This window comes from Butyricimonas sp. Marseille-P3923 (assembly GCF_900184685.1).
GTDB lineage: Bacteria > Bacteroidota > Bacteroidia > Bacteroidales > Marinifilaceae > Butyricimonas > Butyricimonas muris.
The window spans coordinates 376,693-388,927 of sequence record NZ_FXXL01000006.1; the positions used below are offsets into that span (position 1 = coordinate 376,693).

At 46.4% G+C, this 12,235-nt stretch carries 9 protein-coding genes; all 9 read left to right on the forward strand.

Annotation, left to right across the window (positions count from 1 at the left end; all coding sequences use genetic code 11):
- Positions 1 to 12: 12 nt before the first annotated feature.
- The 9 genes from CS948_RS07460 (at position 13) to CS948_RS07500 (ending at position 11,726) form a co-directional block, all read left to right on the forward strand.
- Entirely contained in the window at positions 13 to 1,200 is a 1,188-nt protein-coding gene (locus CS948_RS07460) for a TolC family protein (protein ID WP_099291080.1), read from the forward strand.
- Positions 1,201 to 1,312: 112 nt separating this feature from the next.
- On the forward strand, positions 1,313 to 1,879 hold the full coding sequence (locus tag CS948_RS07465; protein ID WP_099291081.1) for a sigma-70 family RNA polymerase sigma factor: 567 nt from the start codon (positions 1,313 to 1,315) through the stop codon (positions 1,877 to 1,879).
- A gap of 90 nt (positions 1,880 to 1,969) precedes the next feature.
- Positions 1,970 to 3,133 carry a FecR family protein gene (locus CS948_RS07470; protein WP_099291082.1) on the forward strand — a complete coding sequence of 388 codons (1,164 nt, stop codon included), beginning with the start codon at positions 1,970 to 1,972 and terminating at the stop codon, positions 3,131 to 3,133.
- 80 nt (positions 3,134 to 3,213) lie between these two features.
- On the forward strand, positions 3,214 to 6,696 hold the full coding sequence (locus CS948_RS07475) for a SusC/RagA family TonB-linked outer membrane protein (RefSeq protein WP_099291083.1): 3,483 nt from the start codon (positions 3,214 to 3,216) through the stop codon (positions 6,694 to 6,696).
- A 4-nt stretch (positions 6,697 to 6,700) separates the two neighbouring features.
- Entirely contained in the window at positions 6,701 to 8,329 is a 1,629-nt protein-coding gene (locus tag CS948_RS07480) for a RagB/SusD family nutrient uptake outer membrane protein (protein ID WP_255301901.1), read from the forward strand.
- Positions 8,330 to 8,339: 10 nt separating this feature from the next.
- Entirely contained in the window at positions 8,340 to 8,969 is a 630-nt protein-coding gene (locus CS948_RS07485; protein WP_099291084.1) for a fasciclin domain-containing protein, read from the forward strand.
- 21 nt (positions 8,970 to 8,990) lie between these two features.
- Positions 8,991 to 9,419 (forward strand): hypothetical protein, encoded by a 429-nt coding sequence (locus tag CS948_RS07490; RefSeq protein WP_099291837.1) that lies wholly within the window; start codon positions 8,991 to 8,993, stop codon positions 9,417 to 9,419.
- A gap of 15 nt (positions 9,420 to 9,434) precedes the next feature.
- Positions 9,435 to 10,715 carry a thioredoxin family protein gene (locus CS948_RS07495; RefSeq protein WP_099291085.1) on the forward strand — a complete coding sequence of 427 codons (1,281 nt, stop codon included), beginning with the start codon at positions 9,435 to 9,437 and terminating at the stop codon, positions 10,713 to 10,715.
- A 450-nt stretch (positions 10,716 to 11,165) separates the two neighbouring features.
- Positions 11,166 to 11,726, forward strand: coding sequence for an RNA polymerase sigma-70 factor (locus CS948_RS07500; protein ID WP_099291086.1), 561 nt, complete (start codon positions 11,166 to 11,168; stop codon positions 11,724 to 11,726).
- Positions 11,727 to 12,235: the final 509 nt, after the last annotated feature.

Sequence of the window (12,235 nt, forward strand, 5' to 3'; positions counted from 1 at the left end):
GAAACAAACAATATGAATACATATAAATTATACATATTAAGCATCATGCTGTTGGGCATCCTCTCCGCGAGGGCCCAAAGTAGCATCGACGAGGTTCTGAAAAGCGTCGAGAACAACAACAAATCGTTGCAAGCCAACGTGAAGATGACCGACGCCCAAAAACTGGAATCCCAAACCGGCAAATTTCTGGCTAACCCGACATTCGAGTGGGAACAAATGTGGGGCAATCGGAATAACCCCGGTTCGGAATATTCATTCACGGTAAAACAATCGTTGGACTTTCCCAACACGTACGCGAACAAGAACAAAATCGCCGCGTTAAAGTCCGGTACATTCGACCTTCAATTCGCGGCTTACCGTCAACAACTTCTTCTGATGGCAAAACAAACCTGCATCGAAATCGTTTATCTACGCAAACAAAAAGTCCTGCTGGACGAACGATTAAGTAATGCCGAGTCCATGTTTACCCTCTATCAAAAACGGTTAGCATCAGGTGACGCAAACCAATTGGAATTAAATAAAATCCAATTGGAATTACTCAACGCCCAGAACCAAAGCCGCTTGAATCAAGCCGCACTGAACGCCGCGTTGGAACAACTGCAAAACTTGAACGGCGGTAACCCGCTCCCGTTCCAAAACACGGAATACCCGACAGGGGAAAGCTTAATCGACTTCGAGCAATTGCAAGCCGATTTCATCGCCGCCGATCCGAATTTGAAAGGCTTAGCCGAAGAGCAAGAGATTGCCAAACGGGAAGTGAAACTCAACCGCTCCCTCTCCTTGCCCAAATTCGACGTCGGTTACAAACGTAGCGCCTCATCGGGTAACGTCGCGTCCAACGGTTTCGTCGTGGGAGTATCCATCCCCCTTTTCGAAAACAAAAACACCGTCAAAAAAGCCAAAGCCCAAGCAGAATTCGCCACAGCCTCTCTCGAAGACAACCGGCTGAATCTTCGCACCAGCCTGCAACAACTCTACCATCAGGCAGAAGCCTTGCAGATCTCCCGTGAAGACTACGCCAAAGTCCTTGAACAACAGCGCAACGTGGAACTGCTCAACAAAGCCCTCAACGCCGGACAACTCTCCGTGATCGACTATTTCGTCGAACTCACCACTTTCTACGACAGCCAACAAAGCTATCTGGACGTGGAAAAAGAATACCACAACATTTTGGCTCAATTGTATCAATACAAACTATAGAGCACAGGAAACTCAACTAAAACAAGGAGGAATTCAGCAAGGTTGAATTCTTCCTTATTTTATATTCTGAATTTTATTATCTACCTTTGAGGAAAATAAAATAAGGAACTACATGCAAATCGCGGACACGGATATCCTCAATACATTCAAACAGAATGTCAATAAAGGAGGAAATCTCCTCTTTCGGCGTTATTATAGACCTCTTATTCTATTTTCCAACTCCCTACTCAATGATGATACTTTTTCAGAAGATATCGTACAAGACGTTTTTTACCATTTCATCAACACCCATGCATACACCCGCGTCACCCCGGACACGTTAGCCGCGTTTCTCTTCCGGGCCGTGCGCAACCTCTGTGTAAACAAAATTCGAAATACCCGCGAATACACCTATGCCGAACTTCTCTCGTTCGAAGCCACCGAGGAAGAAGCTATAACGTTCTCCCCCGAACTCGTCGAGGCTATCCGCGAAGCTATCCGCCAATTACCTGAAAGAACCCGTGCCGTTATTCTCTCCATTATCGTGGAAAAGAAAAAATACAAAGAAACAGCGGAGTCCTTAAACGTTTCCGTCAATACAGTCAAAACCCTTCTCAATCATGGACTGCAACAACTTCGCCGACAATTTCCCGACCCGGCAATATTCCTTTTCATGCAATTCCGACAATCCTGTTTATAAGCAAGATATAACTTTTTCAAAAAAAAACGAAGAAATACATTCACCCATTTTCACTTTTCTACTATTATCTTATAGACAGAAACCAAAGCTATGATGACAATAGAAGAAAAACGTACACGAATACATGACTACCTGACCGGAACCATGGATGAAGAAAAACAGCAAGCATTCAATCATTGGTTAAAGAAAGACGAAGAAGCACAACAGCTCTTCCGGGAAGAAGTTCGAAAATTCAGGCGTGTCGAATGGGCTGAACGGTGGGATCAGGTAAACGACATGCAAGCGGAAAAACGAACCATGCAACGAATCCGCTCCCGAAGATTACAAAGATTACAGGTTCGCTACGCGGCAGCAGCTATCGTATTCATAGCCATCGGGATAACCACATGGTGGTGGTCAACAGCGAAACAGGAAGTCCGTCGTCCGGTAACAATACCTTTGACAAGCCGGCAAATGCCGGTATTAACCCTAAATAACGGGGAAGAAATCATTCTTCCCCTTGGTGATTCCACAACACTGCGTTCCGATGAAATAGATATCCGGCTGACCGATTTCGGGCGACTAGAGTACACGAACAAAACAAATAACGACAAAAAACAGATACGTTACAACAAATTGACCGTCCCTTATGGCTGTGAATTTAACGTAATGTTATCAGACGGTAGCCGAGTGTGGCTGAACGCGGGAAGCTCGTTACGGTATCCCGAAGTTTTTAGTGGCGAAACGCGGGAAGTATTTCTGGAAGGAGAAGGTTATTTTGAAGTAGAACGAGATGAACAAATCCCTTTTATCGTACAGACAAAAGAAATGAACGTACAGGTACTAGGTACAAGTTTCAATATACGTGCCTACGAGGACGATCAAAACGTAATTACCACACTCGTGACAGGCAAGGTCATACAACACTATCCGGGTATCGACACAAGCCTCGTGTTAACACCTTCCCTTCAAGCAGTGTTTAACCCGGAAAGCGGTTCATTGTCGGTTCAAAAAGTGAAAGTTCACACGGTACTCGCTTGGCACAATGGAAGAATCGCCATCAGTGATGCCCGTCTGGAAGACATTTTCAAAGAACTCTCCCGCTGGTATGATTTCGAGGTAATCTACTCGGATCCGTCATTAAAAGATGTTCGCTTTTACTTGCACTCTAATCGCTATGCAGAAATAGAGGGTGTACTGAAACACCTTCAAGCAACTTGCGGTGTACGATTCACTTATGTCGGAAAAACAATTTACGTGTTAGATAAAAAGTAAAGGGATGTCCCCACATCCCCTTACACGTTAGTAACTCCACGATACTAACGAAATGTTAATTAAAATAGTAGAACAAAGTTATGAAACAAAAACCAAAAATTCAACAAACGCTAAGAGAAATGAAATTATTAGCGTTATTTACACTTTTGGGCTTGTGTTCCGTCCGCGCGGTAGCACACGGACAGGAAACACGCATCGATTTACAGATGTCAGGCGTAACCCTGAGCGAAGTATTTCAACAAATCGAAGAGTTGACGGACTACATGTTCGTGTACAAGAGCGAAGACATACGTGCCGCAGGCAAAGTGAACGTGAACGCTCGCCAAATGATGGTAAAAGACGTGCTGGCACATTGCCTGCAAGGAACCGGATTAATATTTTCATTCCAAGATAACGTGATTGCCATCAAGCAAAAACTCGCGGATGAAAAAAAATCCGTGACAATAAAAGGATTTGTAACAGACGGCCAAGCCGTTCCGCTTCCGGGAGTAACCGTGAGAGTCGCCGGAACCACCGTGGGAACCGCCACGAACGTAAACGGTTGGTTCTCGATCACCTTGCCGATGACAAGCGGAGCTCTGGAATTTTCGTTCGTGGGATACCGGAAACAATCCGTGCCTTTTACCGAAAAGACAGACACGATACGCGTCAAACTCGAGGAAGACGTTGCCGATCTGGACGAAGTTGTCGTGCGGGCCTACGGTTCCCAAAACAAACGGGAAATGATCTCGGCCATATCTTCCGTGAAAGCGGATGAAATGAAAGAACTTCCGTCTGCAAGCATCACGAACATGTTGCAGGGACGTCTGGCAGGAGTCAACATTATCCAGCAATCGGGAGCCCCCGGCAGTGCCTCGGTTATCGCCGTGCGAGGCTTCAACTCCCTGCTCGTGGACGGAGCCAGCGACGGGCAACCGCTTTGGGTAGTTGATGGAGTACCCATGCACTCGTTCGTTTCTCCGGTAACAGGAACCAATACACTGGCAGACCTCGACCCGAGCATGATCGAATCCGTCGAAGTATTGAAAGACGCGGCTGCAGCCTCTATCTACGGTTCCCGTGCGGGCAACGGGGTCATTCTGGTAACCACTAAAAAAGGAAAAGCCGGGGCGGCAAAATTCGCTGCCAACATATCCTACACTTGGTCTAAAGTCATGGAATACCCCGTGCAAACCGGGGGACGCATGGATCGTTACCTGCAACTTTTAAACCGAAGAAACCAAACAAACTATTACATGGTATTCGGGGTAAACAGAGGCTTCTACTGGCCTACCTCCTACGAGGAAATCTGGAATAAAGCCGGCGTGTACGACGCTTTTTGGCAAAACGGACAGACGTCAAACGTTCGGGTAGAAATGAACCTGCAGGACAGCTTGGACCCTTACTACAACAATTGCACCAACTGGTGGAAATACGCCTTCCGCACGGGAAAAGTCCTGAATGCCAACATTCAGGCTTCGGGCGGTTCCGACAAATTCCAGTACATGATCGGAGCCGGGATCTATGACGAGAAAGGTATCATGGTCAATAGCGGTTATACCCGGGGCAACCTCATATCCAACACAACCGCTCAACTCACTCAAAGCCTGCGTTTAGACTCTCGTATCTATCTGGCATACGTCGACAGAACCATGAACAAATCGGGCAGCGGAAGCAGCCGCTACGAGAAAATGAGCGTCGTCCCCGAACAAATGAAAACTTATGAAGGAGCCAGCGACGAAATCGTCAGTGAATGGCTGGATGCGACCAAGGGCATCAAGGACAGAACTGACGACTACCGGGCTATGGCCAGCCTTTTCCTTGAATACAAATTCCTCAAAGGATTCAGCCTCTCCGCGTCCGGTAGTATAGACTACTCCCAAAACAACATGAACAAATTTACGCCCAGCACTCTGGACGAATCCTATCACGAAAACAAATCCCAAGGAGCTATCATGCGTAACTTAATGATCTCCACGGAAGAACTGTTCAAATACAACCGCAGCTTCAACGAAATCCACAACATTGACATCATGCTCGGTTTAAACATCAACAAAGAACAAAACCATTACATCGGGGGATACGGGAAACGCGGCAGCAGCGACAACGTCAACTACTACGACCCCTCGATCAACTCCCCGATTTACAATTACGGGACAGAACAAAGTCCGAGATGGGAATCAACTACCAGTTATGAATCCGACTTCGAAGAAAAAGTAATGGTCAGCTACTTCGGGCGTATCGGCTACAACTTCAAACAGCGCTACTTGATGGAATTTACCTTCCGCCGCGACGGCTCATCCACATTCGGTGAAGGCAATCGTTGGGCAAACTTTCCCTCCATCGCCTTGGGATGGAGCTTCTCGGAGGAACCATTTATAAAACGCTGGACAGGCAATTGGTTAAACTGGGGAAAACTTCGGGGAAGTTACGGAACCTCCGGACAAATATTCTCGGATGCATACCTCGCCCACGGCTTGATGAGAGCCAACATGACCTCCTTCCAGTTCCGCACGGGCGTGTACACGGGTACACCTGTGGCACCGGACTTGACTTGGGAAAAAACCGAACAATACGACTTGGGATTAGACCTCGATATGTTCAACTACCGCATCAACCTGAAACTGGACTATTACTACAAATATACCAGTTCATTAATCATGAACGTCGGGTTACCCGGGGGATTCCTTCCCGTGAGCTCCCGCAAAGAAAATGCTATTGCCGTTTCCAACGAAGGTATCGAACTTGAAATACTGGCAGATATCCTGCGCGATCGAGCCGTAACATGGCGCACGAGATTCAACGTGGCTAAAGTATGGAACCGCTTGGAAGACTCTTACAGCGACAAAGACATCTCCATCCTGCGCAACAACCAACAAGACTGGTTTGTCATCGGTCGTCCGCTATTCGGGATGATGGTGTACAAACACAACGGCTTCTATAACTCGGATGATGAAGTACCCGTCTACTACAAGATAAACGGAGACGCCACCTACATCGGCGGAGTCACCAATCGCAGCAAGACAAGCGGCAAAGTCGGGGACTACAACCTAGCGGACTTCGATCATGACGGCTCGGCTGACAAATACAACGCGGGCTCACCCCTCCCTATCGCTTACGGGGGCTGGGTAAACGAACTTAAATGGAAAAACTTCGACATCAACATGTTATTCAGCTTCACGTTAGGCAGAAAAGTCATTCGCACCGCGGGCAACCAACTCTACGCCAATATCCCGCAAGCCTTCTTCGACAGTCGGGACGTGACCTTTTGGACTGCTCCCGGGGACAAGGCGGATTTCCCGAAATACGGCAAAATAATAGAGCCCATGCTGGATAGCAACATCGAAAAAGTACACTCCCTAAGTATGCGTCAATTAACCGTGGGTTACAATTTCGAAGACAACTGGATACGCAAAGCCGGACTCTCCGGTATGCGCTTCTTCATGACCGTGGAAAATCTATTCTGCTGGAGCAACTATTCATACGGCAACCCGGAAACCATCGACGTTTACACGGGATTGGACGACGGCAAATCATACCCTCTGCCGCGAAAATGGACATTAGGTTTAACCCTTAATTTTTAATCTGATGATGAAACAATTCTGTATTATATTAGCCATCGTGTTAGGACTCAACAGTTGCACGGACTTAATCGACGTTCAACCGGAAAACGCGACCACATATACCAACTACTTCCAGACACGCCAAGACGCCGAAGCCCTGTTGACCGAACTGCTGCTTCGCCTGCGCAACGGAGAATCCAACAGGTTAGGTCTGGGCTTGATTATCGACGAAGACAGCCGCTACCAATCCATGCGCAACATGGCAACAGGACTCACGGCTGACGGAAGCTCCGTCTATCGGTTGATCTATCAAGCAAGCCTGATCATTGAAAACGCTCACCGTTTCCAAATCCCGGAAGAAGAACTGAAACCCTACCTGTTACAAGCCTACTTCGCTAACGCCGTCGGGTATTGGCGACTGGCACGGGATTACGGGGAAATGGTTATTCTCCGCTCAACCACGGACTTCACCCCTCTCGCTAAAAGTTCCCAAAAAGAACTCCTTGACGAAGCTGAAAAATGGGCACTGAAAGCGATGGACCTTCCCGTGTACGATGAACTGGCAGGTCTGGATGGCCCGATCATCAAAAACTACGGGAGCAAAGGAGCTGCGGCAGCCTTGTTAGCTCACCTGTACGCTTGGAGAGCCAGCGTGGCAAACGAACCCGAATACTGGGCTAAAGCGGAAGAATACTGCACGATGATTATCGACCAAAAAGTAGGTTCCTACCAGTTGGCCATCAACCCCGAATCAGTCGTGCTGGACGTCATGAAAGGCAATAACCGCGAAAACATCTGGGAACTCGAAAACAACGCGCAGGAAAGCAGATACTTAACAAACAACTTCGTCGGCTTCCCCATCATTACCTCCTCCGGCTATGCCCCCGTCGGGGGATACAGTTACGGGTGTAAAATCCACAAAACAACCGTGAACAACATGTATTCCCGGAACGACCAACGCCGTGAAGCCTACTTCTACGGTTTGGATGCCGACTTCCTCTACCTGAAAAATGTAAACGGCAACATCGTGGCAGATACCTCGCGCAAGGATGGCGACAACATCGTGAAGAGCTACGATAACAAAACAATTAAACAAGCCTTCATCTATAAATTCAGGTATCCCTACTTCCATGTCACCGACAACACCCCCGAACCGCAATATCGCGGTCTGAATCAAAACGAAATCGTCTGGCGCCTTGGAGGAATCTACCTGTTGCGTGCGGAATGTCGCGCCCGCCAAAACAAACCCGACGCCGTGGACGACCTCAACCTGATCCGTCGCCGGGCATACGGTAACATGACCGCCTCCGGAGGAATCGTCGATGCGGCCAAAGAGAGCGAATACGCCTATCCCTGTGCCGAAGACGTGGAAAAAGGATTGGCAAACAACATTCAGTTAGCCATCTTCCGGGAAAGAGAAAAAGAACTATTCCAAGAGAACCATCGCTTCTACGATATCGTGCGCAACGGCTACTGCTTCTTGCACGATAAAGACAGTTACGACTACATCCGGAAAGAACTGCCCGCCGCCTTCTCGTACTTGACGGACAAAGACATCGAGGACGGGGCTTTACTCTCGGAAGTATCCTCCAACTTCTTCACTAACAACGACCTGATGAGACAGAATCTATTTTGGAACAGATATAACCAATAATCTTACAAGCATGAAACTCAATATATTAATAGTATTAATAATATTCGCGGGAGCAACCTCCTGCACGAAAGACAACTTCTACTACTCCGGGATCAGCGACGGTCGGCATGAAGGCAAAAACATGCTGGAATACATGCAGGCACACCCTTACGACTGGGATTCCACGCGGGTAATGATCCACCACGCCGGCGACGACATGGTCAAATTATTCGAGGGTAAAGACGAGCGGCACAAAGAATTCACTTTCTTCGGGATGACCAACCATTCCATCCGCCGTTATCTACTGCAACACAACCTGAAACAAGTCAGCGATCTGGATGCCGAGTGGTGCCGCACCATCCTCTTGAAGCACTTGATCGACGGTAAACTCTACCGTAAAGAAATCCCCGCAGGTGAACCGGGCTTGTATGAAACCGTCGGTACCGGAGGAACAACCCTCACCACGCTAGCCGGAACCAAAATCTGGACTTACGTCGTGGTAGAAGAAAAAAACGGAGTGGTACAACACGCCTCCCGTCCCATCTACATCCGCTTCGAGGAATCCGGACGGCTGCTGCAAGTTGTTTCCGGGGACATCGAACCGGATAACTGTCTGGTTCACGCCTTGGATTACAGATTCACGATAGGAGAAGAAGAATAAAACATGACAAAAAACAATACTATGAAAAAAATAATACTATTCGCCGGAATACTATTAACGATAGCCCTATCCTGCCACGAGAAAACGGAAGGATACCTCATCACGAAAAACGCCGCCTACGTCCCGGACACCATGTACGTTTACAAAACACCCGATCCCGTGACCGATGCCTTGAGAATACAGAACAAAGCCCCGTGGGTAAGCATTGCCATGCAAGGATACGAGGGAACGGAGGAAATCTATTTCACCATAGAATCCGTCACCTCCACCCTCGGCACGGAAGCCATTAAAACATTCCGTGACGAAATATCCATCCGGGGCGGCGGAATCTTGGAATATCCCTTGGAAAACAACGCGCAACCGGGAGCCTACACCATATCCGTGCGCCTGACAAACCCGGGATACAGCCAAGTTGTAGAAAACGCGATAACTGTCATCATCGTAGAATAAATCAAATAAAAAATCATGCTAGTAAAAAAGTTTTTAATCTTAATCCTTTGTTGCCTCGGGACATTAACCTCCCGGGCAGAAGGCATCAACTTTTTCAACGGCAACTTGCAAGACGCCTTGAAAAAAGCCAAAAGTGAAAATAAACTCGTGTTCGTGGACTTCATGGCAACGTGGTGCGGCCCGTGCAAGACACTCGCCACCAAAGTATTCCCGGACAAAGAAATCGGCGACTACTTCAACGCCCGTTTCGTGTGCGTGCAAATCGACGTGGATAAGGAAAAAGACCTTGCCCGCAAATACCGGATTCAAGCCATGCCCACCCTCGTGTTCATGGACAACAACGGGAAAGCCGTCACCCGGGTAACGGGAGCCGCCTCCAAAACCCGCTTGCTGCAAAAAGCCAAGGAAGCCACGGGAGAACTCCCCTCTTTCGACGAATTGTGGAACATGCACAAGAAAAACAAAAACGACGTGAACGTCATGCAGCAAATCCTGCATGAAGCGCCTTATATCATACAGGAACGCCGGGGACAAGGTTGGGAAGCCCGAGTCAAGAAAATATTCGAACAATACATGCAAACCAAACCCCGGGAAGACCTCTTGAATCCCACCGATTTCACCATCATCATGGGATATTCCGAAATGGAGAAAAACAACGAGCATGTGGAATTTGTCATCAGTCACCTGAACGACTACTTGAAAATCATGCCCTTCCGCCGTGTAGCCAACCCGATGTTCAGCTATACCATGAGCCTGATCAACAAACTGGCCAAGGAAAACGACCTCGATTACAAGAAAGAGATCGCACGCGCGGACGGGGACATGAAAGTCATCTTCGATTCGTTGCGTCACAGCACGTATTCCCCCGTTGAATTCCTGACAATTTTAGGCGATGCCTACAACGCACTTTACGGTCACAAGGATCAAGCAACCTATGTCCAACTCATTGACAACTATCTCACGCGAACGGGAGACAACGTCATGTTGCAGGAATACCAAAGTTTCATATCCGATTTATTAGCGGCAACCAAAGGGGATTTGAGCGACGACGCTGCCCGTACCGTACTGAAATGGCTGAACGCTTACTTGACTCTCGGTCAAAAAGCCGGAGAACAGCTTCAACCTCAAAATCTATTCTGGTACTACCTGACAAGCGGCGACTGCCTCGTCACTTTAAAGGAAATCACCAAAGCAAAAGAGGCTTACACACAAGCCTACATGCTGTCCATGCAATCGGGAAACCCCAACCTGCAAGCCCAAGTAAAACAAAAGTTAGACGCTATAAACGAGAAATAAACAAGCAACACGCGGAACTAACCACCTGCGACGAGCCAGCCAAGTGACAAAACTCCGGCTGGCTCGTTTTATTTTTAATACCGATATTTACGGGTTATCAACCACCACTATTTAGGAACCTTAAGCGTAACTTTACCTATTCCGAATAGCAACAGAATTATCCCCGTATAATCCTGATCCAGATAGACAAAGAGAGGTAGCAATAAACGAACGTTTATTAAATGCAAAATTAATCAAAATCTATCAAAGAGAAAATGATATTGTTGATTCTTTCATTTTCGTGGAAATCAATTGATTAACAATATTACCTTTTCAGAGGTAAAATCTTTCGATTGCCGTAAAATCCACTATCATTAAACGTTGGATTAATAAGTTTCAATCAACAAGCTATACCGCTCATATACGGTACTATTGATACTTATAAATCCACTATAATTATAAGGATGCTTTATGCCGAGGGGAAGTAAACATATACATTTTACGAACGGGGAAAGTATTATATTCGACGAATACTTTAGAAGTAATTTCAACAAATTCGTGGCTTTCACCTCTCGTTTTCTCGTTGATACTCAGCAAGGAGAAGACGTGGTACAAGATACATTCGTGCAGATGTGGGAAACGGCAGACCTAACTTTCGAATCGGAACCGGCACTTTCCGCTTACATGTATCGCGTGATACGCAACCGTATTTTGAATGACCTGAAACATTTAAAAATACAGGAAAAATACAATGAACGAATGCGCAGGGAAATGGAGAGTGAAAGTTTTCTCGTGAAATCCGTGTGGGATGAAGAAACCCGCCATTTACTTTACAAGGCCATAGACACGCTTACCCCGCAATGCAAAGAAGTGATTCGTTACCACTTGGAAGGGAAAAAGAACCAAGAGATAGCGGAACTTATGGAGATTAGCATCGTGACTGTAAAATCCCACAAAATGGTTGCTTACAGACAACTACGAGAAAGTTTATCCAAAATCATATTCTGTCTTTTCCTCACGTCCCTGCACTAATCACGAACAAACCGACCAAGAACAATCAACATATCCCTCTGGTTTTAAGTCGTTTTCAAAATATAATCATACCGAATATATGTTGAAGAAATACATGAATCAATGATGAATCTCGTATCAATTCCGGTGCAGTAGTACTTGAAAAGTTATTTATACCCTTTTAATAAGCTATTAAAACGCTATTATAGTATAGGGTTTTAATAGCGCTTTAATAGGGTTCTAATAGCGTTTTATACGGAAGTGAAACGGAATTCATATGGAATTCATACAGAATTTATTTAGAAATAATATAGGTTCTCACCTCATCAAATCAATGTTTTCCAACCATAGGATACAGGACAGAAACCGATAGAAATCAATCCATTACACCAAATTCTATATTTTCACATCAACAGCAATACTGGTAATCAATTCATCACGAAACAATAACTATTGAAAAAATATTTCAAAAAAAACTCATACCCTTCCAAAATTTAGTTGTTCTATAGTCAAACGGGAGCATCAGATCA